This is a genomic window from Empedobacter tilapiae (assembly GCF_004785645.1).
Lineage (GTDB): Bacteria > Bacteroidota > Bacteroidia > Flavobacteriales > Weeksellaceae > Empedobacter > Empedobacter tilapiae.
Genome location: NZ_SRPE01000003.1, coordinates 314155 through 331620, shown reverse-complemented (window position 1 = coordinate 331620; position 17466 = coordinate 314155). Strand labels below are relative to the sequence as shown.

At 30.7% G+C, this 17466-nt stretch carries 16 protein-coding genes; 7 read left to right on the top strand and 9 right to left on the bottom strand.

The window, feature by feature from the left end; genetic code table 11:
* Positions 1–185 precede the first annotated feature (185 nt).
* The 7 genes from E4J94_RS05605 to E4J94_RS05575 form a co-directional block, all read right to left on the bottom strand.
* Positions 186–902 carry a sulfite exporter TauE/SafE family protein gene (locus E4J94_RS05605; RefSeq protein WP_135834871.1) on the bottom strand — a complete coding sequence of 239 codons (717 nt, stop codon included), beginning with the start codon at positions 900–902 and terminating at the stop codon, positions 186–188.
* Complete coding sequence (locus E4J94_RS05600; RefSeq protein ID WP_135834870.1) at positions 887–1330, bottom strand: FixH family protein; 444 nt, start codon at positions 1328–1330, stop codon at positions 887–889. Before E4J94_RS05600 ends, E4J94_RS05605 begins: the two co-directional genes overlap by 16 nt.
* A gap of 4 nt (positions 1331–1334) precedes the next feature.
* Positions 1335–2816, bottom strand: coding sequence for a cytochrome c oxidase accessory protein CcoG (gene ccoG / locus E4J94_RS05595; protein WP_135834869.1), 1482 nt, complete (start codon positions 2814–2816; stop codon positions 1335–1337).
* A 100-nt stretch (positions 2817–2916) separates the two neighbouring features.
* Positions 2917–3867 carry a cbb3-type cytochrome c oxidase N-terminal domain-containing protein gene (locus E4J94_RS05590; RefSeq protein WP_135834868.1) on the bottom strand — a complete coding sequence of 317 codons (951 nt, stop codon included), beginning with the start codon at positions 3865–3867 and terminating at the stop codon, positions 2917–2919.
* 196 nt (positions 3868–4063) lie between these two features.
* Positions 4064–6331, bottom strand: a complete 2268-nt coding sequence (ccoO, locus tag E4J94_RS05585; RefSeq protein ID WP_135834867.1) for a cytochrome-c oxidase, cbb3-type subunit II — start codon at positions 6329–6331, stop codon at positions 4064–4066.
* Positions 6331–6495: a cbb3-type cytochrome oxidase assembly protein CcoS gene (gene ccoS / locus E4J94_RS05580; RefSeq protein ID WP_019974626.1), complete on the bottom strand. Its 165-nt coding sequence runs from the start codon at positions 6493–6495 to the stop codon at positions 6331–6333. The genes ccoO and ccoS overlap by 1 nt, the downstream gene beginning before the upstream one ends.
* Positions 6496–6574: 79 nt before the next feature.
* Positions 6575–8971 carry a heavy metal translocating P-type ATPase gene (locus E4J94_RS05575; RefSeq protein ID WP_135834866.1) on the bottom strand — a complete coding sequence of 799 codons (2397 nt, stop codon included), beginning with the start codon at positions 8969–8971 and terminating at the stop codon, positions 6575–6577.
* Positions 8972–9046: 75 nt separating this feature from the next.
* Between E4J94_RS05575 and E4J94_RS05570 the strand changes: the two genes are divergently transcribed.
* The gene (locus E4J94_RS05570) at positions 9047–9754 is read left to right on the top strand and encodes a Crp/Fnr family transcriptional regulator (RefSeq protein ID WP_135834865.1); all 708 of its coding nucleotides are present in this window, start codon (positions 9047–9049) and stop codon (positions 9752–9754) included.
* Positions 9755–9814: 60 nt separating this feature from the next.
* Here E4J94_RS05570 and E4J94_RS05565 read toward each other — a convergent pair whose 3' ends face one another.
* Complete coding sequence (locus tag E4J94_RS05565; protein WP_135834864.1) at positions 9815–10525, bottom strand: DNA alkylation repair protein; 711 nt, start codon at positions 10523–10525, stop codon at positions 9815–9817.
* A gap of 123 nt (positions 10526–10648) precedes the next feature.
* Between E4J94_RS05565 and E4J94_RS05560 the strand changes: the two genes are divergently transcribed.
* Entirely contained in the window at positions 10649–11083 is a 435-nt protein-coding gene (locus E4J94_RS05560) for a DsrE family protein (RefSeq protein ID WP_135834863.1), read from the top strand.
* Positions 11084–11122: 39 nt separating this feature from the next.
* On the opposite strand, the gene hflX is transcribed toward E4J94_RS05560, so the two are convergent.
* The gene (gene hflX / locus E4J94_RS05555) at positions 11123–12346 is read right to left on the bottom strand and encodes a GTPase HflX (protein WP_135834862.1); all 1224 of its coding nucleotides are present in this window, start codon (positions 12344–12346) and stop codon (positions 11123–11125) included.
* Between the two features lie 136 nt (positions 12347–12482).
* On the opposite strand from hflX, the gene E4J94_RS05550 reads away from it, so the two are divergent.
* From E4J94_RS05550 to E4J94_RS05530, 5 genes are all read left to right on the top strand, one after another.
* Positions 12483–13370, top strand: coding sequence for a T9SS type A sorting domain-containing protein (locus E4J94_RS05550; protein WP_135834861.1), 888 nt, complete (start codon positions 12483–12485; stop codon positions 13368–13370).
* A 374-nt stretch (positions 13371–13744) separates the two neighbouring features.
* The gene (gene hisG, locus E4J94_RS05545) at positions 13745–14602 is read left to right on the top strand and encodes an ATP phosphoribosyltransferase (protein WP_135834860.1); all 858 of its coding nucleotides are present in this window, start codon (positions 13745–13747) and stop codon (positions 14600–14602) included.
* 1 nt (position 14603) lies between these two features.
* Positions 14604–15896 carry a histidinol dehydrogenase gene (hisD, locus tag E4J94_RS05540; RefSeq protein WP_135834859.1) on the top strand — a complete coding sequence of 431 codons (1293 nt, stop codon included), beginning with the start codon at positions 14604–14606 and terminating at the stop codon, positions 15894–15896.
* 66 nt (positions 15897–15962) lie between these two features.
* Positions 15963–17021, top strand: a complete 1059-nt coding sequence (gene hisC, locus E4J94_RS05535; RefSeq protein WP_135834858.1) for a histidinol-phosphate transaminase — start codon at positions 15963–15965, stop codon at positions 17019–17021.
* A 74-nt stretch (positions 17022–17095) separates the two neighbouring features.
* A complete protein-coding gene (locus E4J94_RS05530; protein ID WP_135834857.1) occupies positions 17096–17458 on the top strand; it encodes a four helix bundle protein in 363 nt (120 codons plus the stop codon).
* Positions 17459–17466: the final 8 nt, after the last annotated feature.

The following is a 17466-nucleotide window of genomic DNA, read 5'->3' as shown; positions in this document are numbered from 1 at the left end:
ACTTTCGTAAATTTAGCTGTGTTTAACGCTTCATTAATACGTCTAACAGGATGATAATAATTTTAGGTTAATTAACTTAATATTTATTAAGACATGTAAATTTACCTTAAAACAATAAGATACATTGCGTGTAAGATTATGAATAACAAGTAGTAGCTCACATTGTAAAAGGTGACTCGTTATTATTACATACAATGCTCATCCATTCCATTTAGCTGAAGTGCTTCTTTGGCTGGTGAGATAAAAGGTATGTCTAATTCCAATCCACGAAGAATAAATAATACGCCTAAAATAAGTGTGATGATTGGTAAAATTTTTAGAATTGTTTGGCGTTGTTTGACTGATAAAAAATTACCAAATAAAACGGTTGCAAACATTAAGGGTAAAGTTCCAAGTCCGAAGAAAAACATGAACAAGGCACTTTTGTAAACAGACCCTAAACCAATGGCTGCTGTAAGTGAAGCATACACCATTCCACATGGTAAAAGTCCGTTTAACAAACCTATTATGTAAAGAGATGAAGAATCTTTCTTTATTAAGAATTTACCAAGCGAAAGTTTCACTTTTACCATTAAGGCATTTATAGGACGAAGTTGCGTTGCTCCATTTTCGTAGAATTTTGGAATCATGACCATTATAATCATTAAAACTCCAATCAAAATACTTAGGTAATTTTGTAGTCCCACAAATGAAAACGACTCTCCTATCAACCCTAATACAGCTCCTAAAATAGTGTAAGTAGTGACACGTCCTAATTGATAAGTTAAGTTACGAAGTGTAAATTTGAGTTTGTCTTGAGATTCTAATCCCAAAGATAAAGCAATAGGTCCACACATCCCTACACAATGTAAGGATGAGGTAACACCTATTGTTAAAGCTATAATTATTATTGTGAAATCCATCTTATGGATTTTTTAATCAAATAAGTTTGATTATTTTCTTTCCAATTTAAGGTTAATTCATATTCACCATCAATTAATTTAACTGATGGAATTAAAAAATTTTTTTTATCATTTAAGCGAATTGATGTTTTAATATCTTTTGTTTCATCTTCATTTCTTAATAAAAAGATATCACCTTTAAAATCATCTTTTGTAGATGTAGGAAATTGAACTAAAAACCCATTCGCTTGAACTAAGATCTCTGGCTTTTCTGTTAATGCATTTGCTCTTTTTTCAGCATTAATCTCATCTTGAAAATGAAGTTCTTTCTCATAGTAATTTTCTGTCACCATTCCTCCTGTGTCTCCTGCCATAAACAGTAGCGATAGAATGAAGATCATAAAACATCCCAATGCTATTGCTACGCCATGTCCCCAATTTAATTTCATATTTTTAATATTTAAAAGGAGCTGAAAAGCTCGTTTCGTATTTATCGATTACTTTTCCTTTTTGATTTACTAAACCAATTATAACTTTTTCTTTGTACGATTTCACTTCATTCATTGGAATCTTTAAGAAGAATTTACCTTGAATAATTTGACCTTTTTCCATGTTTAAATTATTTACTCCTTCAAACATTTCTATTTTAGAGTTTTTGTGAGATAATAATTTAAGACTTACAATTTGATCAGCATTCGTTTTATTATATAATGTGTATTCAAATTGATTTACATAAAATTGACCTTCTACTTTATAATCTGTTCCTGGTACTTTAAGGTATTTAGATTCTACATCTGAACGAGAGAAAAGGAAAGCTGACATAGCACCAATCAATACTAATAAAGCAAATGTATAGGCAGCTAAACGTTTTGTAAATTTAAATTTCTCTCCTCGCTTTATATCATCTTCTGATGCGTATCGAATCAATCCTGTAGGTAAACCTACTTTTTCCATTACTTCGTCACATGCATCAATACATGCAGTACAGTTTACACATTCCAACTGAATTCCATTTCGAATATCAATTCCTGTAGGACAAACTACAACACATTGTCCACAATCTATACAATCTCCTTTTCCTTCTGCCTTACGATCTTCGTTCTTTTTAAATTTTGCTCGACCAGCAGTTCCTTCTCCACGTTTGAAATCATAGGCAACATTAATTGTATGCGAATCAATTAAAACACCTTGAAAACGTCCATAAGGACAAACTAATGTACAAGCTTGTTCACGAAACCAAGCAAAAACAAAATAAAACATCCCAGAAAAGAATACTAATCCTATTAATGTTCCTATATTATCCTCTGGTCCTTCTTTTATAACTGCATATAAAGCTTCTGCTCCAATAATATAAGCCAAAAAAACGTTTGCTATTAGGAATGAAATGATTGCAAAAATTGTCCACTTCAATAATTTTTTACGAACCTTTTCTTCGTCCCATTCTTGTTTATCTAATCTTATTTGTTTTGCTCTATCTCCTTCTATAGCATATTCTATTTTTCGGAAAACCATTTCCAAAAAAATTGTCTGTGGACAAACCCATCCACAAAATAAGCGTCCATAAGCCATTGTAAACAATATAATAAAAATTATTGTTGTTATCATCCCTATAGCTAATAGAAAGAAGTCTGATGTAAAGAATGGAAAACCAAAAATAACAAACTGTCTACTTAATATATCAAATTTAAACAATGGATTACCATTAGGTAATTTTATGAATGGAGTTATAAATAAGATAGCCAACAAAGCATAACTTACATATGTCCTATAATTTGTAAACTTTCCTTTCGGTTTTTTAGGATATACCCATTTCCTTTCTCCCGTACTTTCCATTGTACTTATAGAGGTACGTACATCTTCTGTCATTTGGCTTTTTTCATCCAAATAACTATCTACATTAAATTCATCTTTTGGGTCAGAATTTTGAACACTCATTGTAGTGACTTTTTAATAAGTACAAAGTTACGATAAAAATAAAAAGAGAGCTTATAAATAAGCTCTCTTTCAATATGATATTTGTTGTAATTATTTAAAATCAATTCTTTTGTTTCCATGCTTCAACTAAATCTCCTTGAGGAGCCGCAGCACCTTCAGCAACTGTTTTAGTTGGTTCATTTTGATTTATTGAATAAACATAAGAAGCAATTTTTTCGATGGCTAAACCTGATAACTCTTTACGTTGTCCAAAAGCACGCATCTGAGGGTTTTTTGGCGATCCATCATAAATAATATGGTAGATATTTTTGAATAAACTATCTTCAACATGATTCACCCAATAATCATCAGTTAAGTTTGGTCCAATACCACCTTTACCTCCTTCCATGTGACATTGTGTACAATGTTGATTAAATAATTTTTGACCTTGTTCTACTATTGCTGGATCATTAGATTTGTTAATTGCTCCAGTAATATCAATATCATTAGCTACTGCCCAGATACTATCTACCTGATCTTTATAAACCATTTCTTCTTCGTATTCTTTGTCACTATGTGCAAAGTCTGTAAAACTATATGCCATCATATAAACAACCATAAATACAACTCCGAAATAGAATAATGATAACCACCATTGAGGTAAAGCATTATCTAACTCTTTGATTCCATCAAAACCATGATCTAAAATAATTGACTCTTCTTCTTTATCAGATTGCTTTTTAGAAGCACTACTGAATAAACGTTTGAAGTATCCTATTTTACCTTCTTCTAAATATTTAGCTTGTTCTACTTCTGATAATCTTTTAAATCTTTCAGCTTCTACAACCTTGTTCAAAGCATTAATAATTAAAAGCATCACAATTGCAACTGCAAATACTGCCCAGAAGATTCCTTGCGCAAACACATGTTTCAAATGCTCAAGCAAATTGTGCATCATTCCTTGAAAACCTGGTTCAGGCACCACATCTACTGGCGTCACCATTGTAAACGCTAAGATTACTGCTAATAGCGTTAATGGTATAAATATATAAGCCGGGGTACGTTGTCTCATTTTGTATTATTTTTTTCGTTCTCTTCTGGTTCTAAATCTAAAGCTGCAGACTCATTGTTTTTGTAATAACCCTTAGGTTTTTTTATCACTTTGATAAATATTGTCACAAAAACTGCTATAAGTCCTATTAAGACTAATGTCTGCAACAAAGATGCATACTCATACTGAGAAAGGAATTCTTTATAATATTTTAACATTAGTTACTTGCTGTCTCAATTTGATCAGCCGAAATATCAATACCTAAACGTTGTAAGTAAGCTATTAAGGCTGTAATCTCACGATCTCTCAATGGAACAAACTCTTTTCCTTCAGCTTTAGCTTCAGAAGCTTTTTTAGCATACAATTCTTTCAAATCGGCAGCATCTTTAAAGATACTTGTTTCAATTGCTAATGCTTGTTTATCCATAGAAACTTGCATACTATCAAAATCTTCTTGCTCATAAGGAACTCCTAAAACAGCCATAGATTTCATTTTATCACGAGTTAACTCACGATTTAATTTATTATCAATTAACCATGGGTAACGAGGCATGATAGATCCATCTGAAGTAGAACGTGGATTCCACATATGTTTGTAATGCCATGCATCTGGGTTTTTACCTCCTTCACGATGTAAGTCTGGCCCTGTTCTTTTAGAACCCCATAAAAATGGATGATCATAAACAAATTCTCCTGCTTTAGAGTATTCTCCATAACGTTTTACCTCATCACGGAAAGGACGAATCATTTGCGTATGACAAGCATTACATCCTTCTCTAATATATAAATCACGTCCTTCTAATTCTAATGGTGTATAAGGTTTAACACTAGCTATTGTTGGTACATTTGATTTAACTACAATTGTAGGAACTATTTCTACCAATCCTCCTACTGCTAATGTTAATACTGCACCTATTGTCATTACTAACGGAGTTCTCTCAATCCAAGAGTGAACACCTTCTCCTTGTGCACGTGTAGATGCTTTTGGTGCTAAAGCAGGAGCTTCTGCATCCTCATTCGCAACAAATTTTCCAGATTTGGCAGTTTTAACAACGTTTACAATCATCATAAACGTACCAATTAAATATAATGTACCTCCAAATGCACGTAAAGGATACAACCATTGTTTAAGAATTGTAACTGTTTGTAAGAAGTTACCATATTCTAATGTTCCGTCTGCTGCGAATTGTTTCCACATTAAACCTTGTGTCCATCCAGCAACATACATTGGGATAACCCAGAATAATATACCAAAAGTAGCAATCCAGAAATGCGCATTAGCCATTTTCACAGAAGCTAATTTTGTATTAAAAAGTTTTGGTACTAAATAATAAATCATACCAAATGCGATAAATCCATTCCATCCTAACGTTCCTACGTGTACGTGAGCAGGTACCCAGTCTGTAAAGTGACCAATCTTATTTAATGTTTTTGTAGCTAGCAATGGACCTTCAAATGTGGCCATACCATAACATGTTAAAGCTACAACAAAGAATTTCAAAATAGGATTTTCTCTTACTTTATCCCAAGCTCCACGTAGTGTCAATAATCCATTTAACATACCTCCCCATGATGGTGCAATAAGCATAATTGAGAAACCTGTCCCTAATGCTTGTGCCCAACCTGGTAATGATGTATAAATCAAGTGGTGTGGACCAGCCCAAATATAAATGAAGATTAATGACCAGAAGTGAATAATAGACAATTTGTATGAGAATACTGGTCTATTTGCAGCTTTAGGTACAAAATAGTACATCAAACCTAAAATTGGAGTTGTAAGGAAGAATGCTACTGCATTATGTCCATACCACCATTGCACTAACGCATCTTGAACTCCTGAGTATAAAGAATACGATTTTGGAGCTGTTAAGCTGAAAGTAACTGGAATTTCCAAGTTATTGAATACATGTAACATTGTAATAGCCGCCCATGTTCCGATATAGAACCAAATTGCTACATACAAGTGTCTTACACGACGTTTAGAAATTGTGAAGAACATTTGAACTCCAAACAATACCCAAACTAGCGCGATCAAAATATCAATTGGCCATTCATGTTCGGCATACTCTTTTGAAGTATTGTAACCATACAAGAATGTCACAAATGATAATACGATAAACAATTGCCATCCCCAGAATATGATCCAGCTTAAAACATCGCTGTACATTCTGGTTTTCAACAATCGTTGTAATGAATAATAAGCTCCAGTAAAGAATGAGTTTCCAACAAAAGCGAATACCGCAAATGTTGTATGAATCATTCTTAATCTACCAAAACCTAGTGTTCCTTGTGAATTGATTAAACCTTGAATATTCCCTCCAATTGTACCATCATCTGATCCGAAGATATATTCTGGCAAAGTAGGAAAAAACAACAACGTTGCAACCAATACTCCAAAGAAAAATGCCATAACTGCCCAAAACAATGTGGCATAAAGGAAATACTTTACGATCTTATTGTCGTAACTAAAAGTCTGCATTTGCATTATGAGTCGATTTTATCTTGTGTTTTTTTATCATCTTTTAACATTCTCACTGCAGGAGATTCGTCTTCATCAAACTGTCCTTTCTTATATCCTAAAAAGAATAAAAGTAAAAAAATAGCACCTAATGAGACACTAACCAATATCATTAATAATAATATTCCCATAGCTCCACAAAATTACAAAGCCCTAAGTTCTTATCACAATGATTTTGGTCAGAGCAGTATTTATATCTCTAATTTAAAATCAATCTAAATTCCATTTTGTTAATTTATCCACTATCCTAGTACTAGCTGTTGCAAATATTAACACTGAAATAGAACTTATCGGCATTAAAATAGCCGCTACAACTGGTTGTAAATAACCAGATACAGCAAAACTAAGTCCAACTATATTATACAAGAAACTAATAAAAAAAGCAATCTTCACAAATTTCATTGTTGTCTTGGATAACTTTAGAAAGTTTGGAATTGCTTTAAAGCTTTTTGCATCCAAAATTCCGTCACATGAAGGTGAAAAACTATTAATATCTTCCGAGATTGATATTCCTACTGTACTTTGTTTTAAAGCGCCAGCATCATTCAGACCATCTCCAAGCATCATGACTTTCCTTCCATCTTGTTCTAGTTGTTTAATATACTCTAATTTATCAGTTGGTGATTGATTAAAAATCAATTTTGCATTTTGAGGGAAAATTGATTCTAAATATTCTTTTTCAGAATCATTATCTCCTGACAATACATGCAACTGATAAATATCTAATTCTTTCAATAAACGATCTAAACCTTTCCTATATCGATTGGTATAAACAAATTTACCAAAAACTTCTTCATCTATTGCTATAAATACCTGAGATTGATTTAATATATTTTCATTAAAAATTGCGTTAACAAAACTACGCGATCCAACTTTTATTTTATGTCCATCAACTTCAGCTTGCTGCCCTTTTCCTATAATTTCTTCATAATTATTGATTGGCAAATGATCATCAACATTTAATTTCTTATATAAAGTACGGCTTAACGGATGATTAGAGTTTCTTATCAGTGCTTTTACTAACTGTTTTTGATACTCAGAAAGCTCTTTACCTTCATATTGTACTTGCGCTTCATCACTTTCTGTAATTGTACCTGTTTTATCAAAAACAACATCCGTTATTTTCTCCATTCTTTCGACTGTGGATGTATTTTTAACATAGAATTTCTTATTTCCAAAAATACGCATCATATGTCCCAAAATAAAAGGAGAAGATAATCCTAATGCACATGGACAAGCAATAATCAGGATAGATGTTACAACTTCTAATATTTTTGAAGAATCATGGAAATACCAATAAACAGCAGAAATAGCCGTAATAATAAGAATGATTAATGTGAAGTAATGACTAATTTTGTTAGTCAAGGCATTCAATTCTGATTCCTCTTTTTGGAAAGCATCATTATTCCATAATTGAGTTAAATAACTTTGATTTACATCCGAAATAATCTCCAACTCAATTGCATGACCAGATTGTTTTCCTCCTGCAAAAATTTTATCTCCAGCTTTTTTAGGAATCAATCTAGATTCTCCAGTTACAAACGAATTATCAATCATTGCTTCTCCTTTCATCAAAATAGCATCAGCTGGAATAATTTCTTCATTTCTAATTAATATTCGGTCGCCTTTTTTCAAATCAGCTAGTAAAATTGGTTGTTCATAACCATTTTCTAACTTAGCTACTGCAATAGGATAAAACGATTTATAGTCTCTATCAAATGCTAACGCTTGCATTGTTTGTTGTTGAAACCATTTACCTGTTAACATCAAAAATAAAAGCATTGCTAGTGTATCAAAATAACCAGGAGAAATATCAAAAATGATGTCATACGTAGACTTAAACATAATCACGATGATTCCTAGCGCAATTGGCACATCTATATTAATATATTTGTTTTTTAAGCCTTGCCAAGCAGAAACAAAATAATCAGTAGATGAGTAAAAAAACACTGGTAATGCTAACGCAAACATAGTCCAACGGAAATAACCTTTATTTTGATCTAACCATTGTTCTTTTACATCACCAAAAACTTCGACATATTCAGGAAATGATAAAAGCATAATATTCCCAAAACAGAATCCAGCAATTACCAATTTACTCACTAAAGATCGATCTACTTTACTTTTTTTCTTTTTATCTAAAGTCTTTAAATTTATAGAAGGTTTATATCCTAAGTTTGTAATAAACCTTGCTAAATCTCCTAATTTCAATTCAGCATCTCGGTAAGTAACTTGAACTGTCTTTTGAGTAAAATTCACATTAGAAGAAATAATATTTGGGTTGATCGTATTCAAACTTTCTAACAACCAAACACACGAAGTACAGTGCATTACAGGCACATAAAAGGAGACAACTGTAACTCCATCATCTGAAAAATCAACAACTTTATCAAAGATTTCTTTCGTGTTTAAGAAATCAAACTGATGGTTACTTTTTCCATCAGGACGTAAACCTGCATTACGATTAAGATCGTAATAATCTTTTAAATTATTTACGTTTAAAATCTCGTAAACCGTTTTACAACCTTGACAACAAAAATCCTTTTCATCGAACTGAATAACTTCTTCTTCAATTCGTTGACCACAGTGAAAACAATTCTCTTCCATACTATTTTGCAAAATTACTTTCCTTTTATCAGAATTAACGTTAACTTTGTATGAATTAAGTCATAACAATAAGATATGTCAGAGTTTAATGAGAATGTAGTGTCGATTAAAGCGATGTTTGATAACCCAGAGTCTTTTGGGGTTTTTAGTAAAGAGGAATTATTGGAGTTTGAGCAAGAAAAGAAGATCTTCAACCTAAAAAAAGGAGACGAAATTATTCAGGAAGGAAATACACCTAAAGGAATTTATTGCGTCATGAAAGGAACTGCCAAGTTATTCAAAATTGGTTTTAATGGCAAAGAGCAAATTCTACGTTTTATCAACGAAGGAGACATTATTGGTTATCGCTCAATTTTAAGTCAAGAAGTTTTTGGAGCATCTGCTACAGCTATGACGCCTGTAGAAATTTATTATATGCCAGAAAAATTCTTTCTGAAACTATTAGAAGTTAATCCAAAATTAGCATTTAATATATTACAAAGAATAGCAAAAGATTTAGGAGAATACGCAAGAACTATTACTTATTTAGCTCAAAAAACAGTTCGCGAACGTTTGGCTGAAGTTTTAATTCTTTTAGAAGGGAAATTAGGAACAGACAAAGACGGTTTTATCAACATTTCGTTGACACGTGAAGAAATGGCAAATTTGATTGGAACTGCTACAGAATCAGCTATACGATTGATTTCTGAATTCAAAACGGATGAATTAATTGAAGTTGAAGGAAGAAAAATTAAAGTATTAGATCATCAAAAATTGACTAAATTAGGTCATGTTATTTTATAAGAATTTATTCTTTATATAAAATCAAAAGTCGCTCGATGAGCGACTTTTTTTTATTTCAACCTATTTCAATTTCATATAATAATCTTTTACAACTGGATCTATTTTTTCAAGTGCATATCTCAATGTTGTTCTTGGCATCTGTAACGTATATTCGTCTAGAAATTGAATTAACTTTTCTTCATTCACTTTTCCCATTTCACGTAACATCCAACCATTCGCTTTATGCATTAAATCGTGTGAATGATTAAGATTCTTCAATACAATTTCAGGAACAATTTCAAGAGAATTTTGTTTTATAAAATACATAGTCGAAACAATCGCCATTCGTTTTTCCCATAAATCATCAGAATCTGCCAAATCATAAAGTAGATCCTCTCTTTTCTGATCAAAACAAAAATGCCCTAAAATTTTATAACAACTTGTATCTACTAAATCCCAATTATTAATTCGAGAAGTTTGCGACAAATAAAACGCTACAATTTCCTTTCTTGTCTTTTCATCCTTTGATTTTCTATATTGATTAACCAAAATCAATAAAGCCACCAAGCGATATTCATGAATATTGAAACTTAATAAATCTTTGACATCTTCTAATGAAGCTTCTTGATAAAACTCTTTTGCAATCAACCGTTGATTAGGAACTGTTATTCCTAAAAACATATCCCCTTCACCATATTCCCCTTTACCAGTTTTAAAATATCTACTAACACTTTTAACTTTTTCAGGATCTGACAAGTCATTTAATGTTGATTTTATATCATTTAACACCATTCACAAATTTGATAGAAAAATACAAATTATCTTATACATATTTTCATTTATTTAGATGTAACTTTTGTTACAAGGTTCTAAAATCTAAAAATATATTTTCGAGCTAATTTAAATATAGTAAAAATGAAAAAGACATTACTTATGATTGCTTTGGTTACTAGTTTTACAGCTCAAGCAAATAATAAACAAGAGCTTAACAAAATAGAATCCTTTTCTTTATTGAAAAAGAAAGGAAAATACGCTATTATGGTTCAAAATAAAACGATGTTAATCTCTTCCATTATAACAGGCGAAGAAATGTTAAAAAATAATTCAAAAGCACATTTTGAAATTGTTTTAATAGCAAGTGTTGTAAAAGATATTGCTGAGGATAATGAATTGAAAGAAATAATGAAAAAAGCAAATGAGATTGGAATTAAATTCACTTCGTGTGAATTTGCAATGAATAAATTAGGAGTTAAAAAAAACCAATATTTAGATTTTGTTCAAACAACGCCTAATGCATTTATTTATCTTTTTGAATTACAAGAAAAAGGATTTAATCAAATTATACTATAAGTAAAAAGATGGATTATATAATCCATCTTTTTACTATTTCTATTCTTCAGAATCACTTTCTTCTTCTTCGTAATATTGAAAAAGGAAATTATTATAAGGAAAACGTTTCATGTGAATTTCTTTCACTTCTTCATAAACCGTTTTGCGCAATTCTTCTAAATTATCTTTTTCAGTTGCCGAAATAAACAATGTCGGATAATCAGTTTTCGCCATCCACGTACGCTTCCAGTCTTCTAACGAATAATTCTCGAATTTTTTTTCAGATAAATCATCTTCATCTTGTTTTACATAAGAGAAATTATCAATTTTGTTAAAAACCATAATTGTTGGTTTTTCTTTCGATTCAATTTCAGCTAAGATTTGATTTACAGAATTTACGTGATCTTCAAAACTTGCATGCGAAATATCTACAACATGTACTAATAAATCAGCTTCACGAACTTCATCTAATGTAGATTTGAACGATTCCACTAATTGTGTAGGCAACTTACGAATAAACCCAACCGTATCCGTTAATAAGAAAGGTAAATTACCAATCACTACTTTACGAACCGTTGTATCTAATGTTGCAAATAATTTATTTTCGGCAAAAACTTCGGATTTAGATAAGACATTCATCAACGTTGATTTCCCAACATTCGTGTACCCAACCAACGCTACGCGAACTAATGCTCCACGATTTTTACGTTGAGTCGCCATTTGCTTATCGATTCCTTTCAATTTCTCTTTCAATAACGTAATTCTATCACGAATAATACGTCTATCCGTTTCAATTTCCGTTTCACCAGGACCACGCATACCAATCCCACCACGCTGACGCTCTAAGTGAGTCCACATTCGTGTTAATCGCGGTAATAAATATTGATATTGTGCCAATTCTACTTGTGTACGCGCATAAGAAGTTTGCGCGCGTTGAGCAAAAATATCTAAAATCAATTGTGTACGGTCGATAATTTTTTTGTTGACAACTTTCTCAATATTCTTTAACTGAGAAGGCGTTAATTCATCATCAAAAATAACTGTATCAATATCATATTCTTCGACAAAAGCCGTGATTTCATCTAATTTCCCGCTTCCTACAAAGAATTTAGAATCAGGTTTGTCCATTCTTTGCGTAAAACGTTCTCCAACTGTCGCTCCTGCTGTATAAGCTAAGAACTCCAATTCGTCCATATATTCCGTCAGTTTTTCTTCGGATTGTTCACGTGTAATCAATCCAACTAAAACTACTTTTTCGTATTGTGCTTCTTGTTTTTCTAACATATATTACTGCAAAAATAAAAGAAAGTTTTGGATGTCAGACTACTTCGTCTAAAATCTTAACGATAATTTTCACATTCTATTAAAATTAAATCAGATAAAATTTTCATCTTTGTCGATTCACTAAACAATATACTTTATGAAGAAAAATTTACTATTTGGGGTTTTAACTTTATTATCTTTAAGTGTTAATGCCCAAAATCAAAAAATTTCTTTTGAAAACTCAGAAGGTTTTTCAATTGGAAATCTTAATAATCAAAAAAATTGGTTCAATTGGGGATATGTGTCAGATAATAACTCCAAAATTATTAATACACTTGCTAGTGATGGTACTAATTCAGCACAGGTTATAAATAACGATATTGAAGAAGGTAATTGGGGAGGTATAGCTTATCCAATAACTAAGTATAATAAATATTCTATTTCTGCTGATGTATATTTAGAAAATGCTAATAATTCTGACTATGAAATGTTGGCTTTGTATAATGAAAATAATGATTACGATTTAGTTGGTGGTTTGCTTTTTTATTATGATGGAGAAATTGCATATGAAGATATGAATAGCAGTGTTACTTTAGGCACATGGACTCCTAAAAAATGGTATAATGTAAAAGCTGAAGTAGATCTAAAAGCAAAAAAGGTTATTTATTTTTTAGATAATGTAAAAGTAAAAGATACCAATATTTCAAATCTAAATAATGAAATAACAGAAGTGAATTTTAGTTTTGATAATTATGGATCAGGATTTATAGTTGACAATATCAACATCATTGATTTAGAAAACCTAAGACTAGATGAATATAATAATACAGAAATTAGTATTTTTCCAAACCCAACTACCGATTATATTAATATTAATTCTTCAGAAAAAAATAATACTATCAAAATTACAGATTTAACTGGAAAAGTGATTTTAAATGAAGTAAATACAACTAAAATAAATATTATGCATTTAACTAAAGGTATTTACATAATTAATATTAAAACTGATAATTCTGAATCTATTCAAAAGTTTATAAAAAATTAATTTTATAAAACTAGATATAAATTCTACATCGAGTTTTATAGAAATAGAAACACAATTGTCTACAGCAATCAGAATAATTTATTATAAATACGAAACTTTTTATATATTTTTTCTATTTTCTAAAAAAGATATTGTCAATTAAAATTTCCTTTATAAATTTGTTCTAACAAAAAAGTAATAATGTACACAAATCAATTACATCATCATCACCATCATACTTGCACTCAAGCGAGCAGATAGTGATATGTAATTATTTTATCAAAATATCTAAATCCCGTTTGAGTAAATCGAACGGGATTTTTGTTTCTTCATAAAATCATTTCTCTTTTTTTTGATTTACTCAATTTTTTTAAAATAAATATAAAATATTAAAAATGAGTAAACTAAAAATAGCCATTCAAAAAAGTGGTCGATTAAGTGAAAAATCACTCGAATTATTGAAAGATTGTGGAATTAAAATATCAACAAGTAATCGAAAATTAAGAACAGAATCTTCTAATTTTCCTATTGAAATTTTATTCTTACGTGATGATGATATTCCACAATATGTAGAACAAGGCGTGGCTGATATCGGAATATTAGGCGAAAATGAAGTTTGGGAAAAAGCTAAAAAAGTAAAACAAATTCGTCAATTGGGATTTGCAGATTGTAAACTTTGTTTAGCTATTCCCAAAGATGAAGTTTATACCAATTTGAGCTATTTTCAAGATAAAAAAATCGCAACTTCTTATCCTCACATTTTAAGAAAATTTTTCCAAGAAAAAGAAATTAATGTAAAAATTGAAGAAATTGGCGGAAGTGTAGAAATTGCTCCAAGTATTGGTTTAGCAAATGCTATTTTTGACATCGTTTCTACAGGTTCTACACTACTTACAAACGGTTTGAAACAAGTGGTAACAGTTGTTGAATCGCAAGCTGTTTTAATTTCAAATAAAAACCTTGATTTTGAAAAACAAGGTATTGTTAATCGTCTTTTATTTAGAATTGAAGCTGTAAAACAATCATCAGAAAACAAATACATCTTATTGAATGCTCCTAACGAAAAGTTAGAAGAAATCATTGCTTTGTTACCAGGAATGAAATCACCAACAATTTTACCATTAGCGCAGGAAGGCTGGTCTTCAATTCACACGGTAATCAAAGAAGATACTTTTTGGGACATCATCGAACAATTGAAAGCTTTGGGTGCAGAAGGAATTTTAGTGTTAGAAATAGAAAAAATGATTTTGTAAAATGAAAACATTTATCAAACCTCAACTTTCAGATTGGTCAACATTAACTTCACGTCCAACCAAGGAAACACAAGATTTACAAAAGATCGTTTTAGATGTTTTTGAAAAAATTCAAACTGAAAAAGATCAAGCTATAATTGACTTTACAGAAAAATTTGACAAAGTACGATTAGTTTCTTTAGAAGTTTCTACAGAAGAAATTGAAGAAGCAAAAAGTTTAATTTCTGAAGAATTAAAACAAGCGATTCAATTAGCAGCCTCAAACATCGAGAAATTTCATGCTTTACAACGCGAAGATGTCAAAATTATTGAAACAACAAAAGGTGTAAATTGTTGGAGAGAATCTCGCGGAATAGAAAATGTTGGAATTTACATTCCTGGCGGAACAGCTCCATTATTTTCTACAGTATTAATGTTAGGAATTCCTGCAAAATTAGCTGGTTGTCATAATATTATTTTGTGTACACCTCCAAATCAGGAAGGAAAAATTCATCCTGCTATTTTATATACTGCTAACTTAATTGGAATTGAGAAGATTTATAAAGTTGGCGGAATCCAAGCGATTGGTGCGTTAACTTTTGGAACAGAAACAATTCAAAAAGTTGATAAAATTTTTGGACCTGGAAATCAATATGTAACTGCTGCAAAACAAGTTGCTCAGAATTTTGGAGTCGCTATTGATATGCCCGCAGGTCCAAGTGAAGTGTTAGTAATTGCAGACGAAACCTCGGTTCCTAAATATGTCGCAGCCGATTTATTATCACAAGCCGAACACGGAATTGATTCGCAAGTGATTCTATTGACGAATAATGAGCAAATATTAAACGATACGATTGCTAAAATTAATGCTCAATTAAAAGTTCTTCCAAGAAAAGAATTAGCAAATAAAGCTCTAGAAAATTCAAGAGGAATTGTTTTAAACTCTATCGAAGAATGTATAACTTTTTCGAATATCTATGCGCCAGAACACTTAATTATTGCTTGCGAAACGGTTGAAAATTATATCGAAAAAATTATTAATGCAGGTTCTGTTTTCTTAGGAAATTATTCGTGCGAATCAGCTGGAGATTATGCATCAGGAACGAATCACACTTTGCCTACAAATGGTTATGCAAAAAACTATTCAGGCGTTTCCTTAGATAGTTTTATTAAGAAAATTACATTTCAAAAATTAACTACTGAAGGAATTCAAAACATTGGTCCAGCAATCGAATTAATGGCTGAAGCTGAAGAATTATTTGCGCATAAAAATGCAGTAACACTACGCTTGTTAGACTTAAGATCTAAAGCATAAGGAATAATTCAAAAGTATTAAATAAACAAAATCTTAAGTCTTAGAACTTAAACCTTACAACTAAAAATGAATTCATTCAACATAAATAATATCATTCGTCCTAATGTAAAAACGATGAAAGCTTATTCATCAGCTCGTGACGAATTTCAAGAAATAAATGACGATTTCGTTTTCTTAGATGCGAACGAAAATCCGTTCAACAATGGATTGAATCGTTATCCTGATCCTTTACAACGTAATGTAAAATCTATTTTAAGTAAAATCAAAAAATTTCCTGCAAATCAGATTTTATTAGGAAATGGAAGTGACGAAGTTTTGGATTTAATTTTCCGTGCATTTTGCGAACCGAATCAAGATAATGTTGTTGCTATTTCTCCTTCTTATGGAATGTACGGAGTTTTAGCTAATCTGAATGCAATTGAATACCGAAAATCTTTATTAAACGAAGAAGATTTTCAACCGAATATCGAAGATATTTTCTCAAAAGTTAATAAAAATACGAAAATGATTTTCTTGTGTTCTCCGAACAATCCAACTGGAGAAATCATAAAAAGAGAAGCTATTTTAGAAATTGTGAATCGTTTCAATGGTTTAGTGATTATCGATGAAGCTTATATCGATTTCACCACAGAACAGTCTTGGATAGAAGAAATCAAAAATTATCCAAACGTAATTGTCACACAAACTTTATCGAAAGCAGTTGGTTTGGCTGGAATTCGTTTAGGAATTTTGTATGCTTCACAAGAAATTGTGGATGTTTTAAATAAAATTAAGCCACCTTATAACATCAATCAATTAACGCAATTAAAAGCGATTGAAATTTTAAGCAATTACGATAAAGTGGTAGCTGCGACAAACACAATTATTCAACAAAAAGAAGTTTTAGAAAAAGCTTTAACTGAGGTTTCGTTTGTAGAAAAAATCTATCCAAGCGATGCTAATTTCATTTTAATTAAAGTGGATAATGCAAACGAACGTTACAATCAATTGGTTGAAAAAGGAATTATAATTCGTAACAGAACCAATGATGATTTGTGCCAAAATTGTTTAAGAATTACAGTTGGAACAGAAGAGGAAAATCAGAAACTTATTACTACCTTAAAAGATTTAGGATGTAAGATTTAAGAAATAAGGATTACAAATAATGAACAAATTTTGTTAACTTAATTTTTAATCTAATCATCTTAAAATCTGTAATTATGGCAACATTTAAAGACCTTATTGTTTGGCAAAAATCGCATCAACTTGTATTAAAAATTTATGAATTAACTAAATTATTTCCTCGTGAAGAAATTTTTGGAATTACAAGTCAAATAAGACGCGCTGCATATTCCATACCTTCAAATATTGTTGAAGGAAAGAAAAAGAAAACAATTCCGCATCAGCTAAGTTTTATAAATATTGCAGAAGGCTCTTTAGAAGAAGTCAAGTATTTATTGATTTTGAGTAAAGATCTAAATTATATAGAAGAAAATAAATTTAATGAATTAATAAAAGACTCAGAAGAAATTGGAAAACTTATAAATGGATATGAAAAGTTTATTAAAAACTCCAAACCTTAAATCTTACG

What these genes read in the sequence shown, in the direction of transcription:
- ccoS (WP_019974626.1), bottom strand. Translation starts at nt 6,495, where the DNA reads ATGGGAATATTATTATTAATGATATTGGTTAGTGTCTCATTAGGTGCT.
- E4J94_RS05530 (WP_135834857.1), top strand. Translation starts at nt 17,096, where the DNA reads ATGGCAACATTTAAAGACCTTATTGTTTGGCAAAAATCGCATCAACTT.
- E4J94_RS05560 (WP_135834863.1), top strand. Translation starts at nt 10,649, where the DNA reads ATGAAAAAGACATTACTTATGATTGCTTTGGTTACTAGTTTTACAGCT.
- E4J94_RS05575 (WP_135834866.1), bottom strand. Translation starts at nt 8,971, where the DNA reads ATGGAAGAGAATTGTTTTCACTGTGGTCAACGAATTGAAGAAGAAGTT.
- ccoG (WP_135834869.1), bottom strand. Translation starts at nt 2,816, where the DNA reads ATGAGTGTTCAAAATTCTGACCCAAAAGATGAATTTAATGTAGATAGT.
- hisG (WP_135834860.1), top strand. Translation starts at nt 13,745, where the DNA reads ATGAGTAAACTAAAAATAGCCATTCAAAAAAGTGGTCGATTAAGTGAA.
- E4J94_RS05605 (WP_135834871.1), bottom strand. Translation starts at nt 902, where the DNA reads ATGGATTTCACAATAATAATTATAGCTTTAACAATAGGTGTTACCTCA.
- E4J94_RS05600 (WP_135834870.1), bottom strand. Translation starts at nt 1,330, where the DNA reads ATGAAATTAAATTGGGGACATGGCGTAGCAATAGCATTGGGATGTTTT.
- ccoO (WP_135834867.1), bottom strand. Translation starts at nt 6,331, where the DNA reads ATGCAAATGCAGACTTTTAGTTACGACAATAAGATCGTAAAGTATTTC.
- E4J94_RS05590 (WP_135834868.1), bottom strand. Translation starts at nt 3,867, where the DNA reads ATGAGACAACGTACCCCGGCTTATATATTTATACCATTAACGCTATTA.
- E4J94_RS05550 (WP_135834861.1), top strand. Translation starts at nt 12,483, where the DNA reads ATGAAGAAAAATTTACTATTTGGGGTTTTAACTTTATTATCTTTAAGT.
- E4J94_RS05565 (WP_135834864.1), bottom strand. Translation starts at nt 10,525, where the DNA reads ATGGTGTTAAATGATATAAAATCAACATTAAATGACTTGTCAGATCCT.
- hflX (WP_135834862.1), bottom strand. Translation starts at nt 12,346, where the DNA reads ATGTTAGAAAAACAAGAAGCACAATACGAAAAAGTAGTTTTAGTTGGA.
- E4J94_RS05570 (WP_135834865.1), top strand. Translation starts at nt 9,047, where the DNA reads ATGTCAGAGTTTAATGAGAATGTAGTGTCGATTAAAGCGATGTTTGAT.
- hisD (WP_135834859.1), top strand. Translation starts at nt 14,604, where the DNA reads ATGAAAACATTTATCAAACCTCAACTTTCAGATTGGTCAACATTAACT.
- hisC (WP_135834858.1), top strand. Translation starts at nt 15,963, where the DNA reads ATGAATTCATTCAACATAAATAATATCATTCGTCCTAATGTAAAAACG.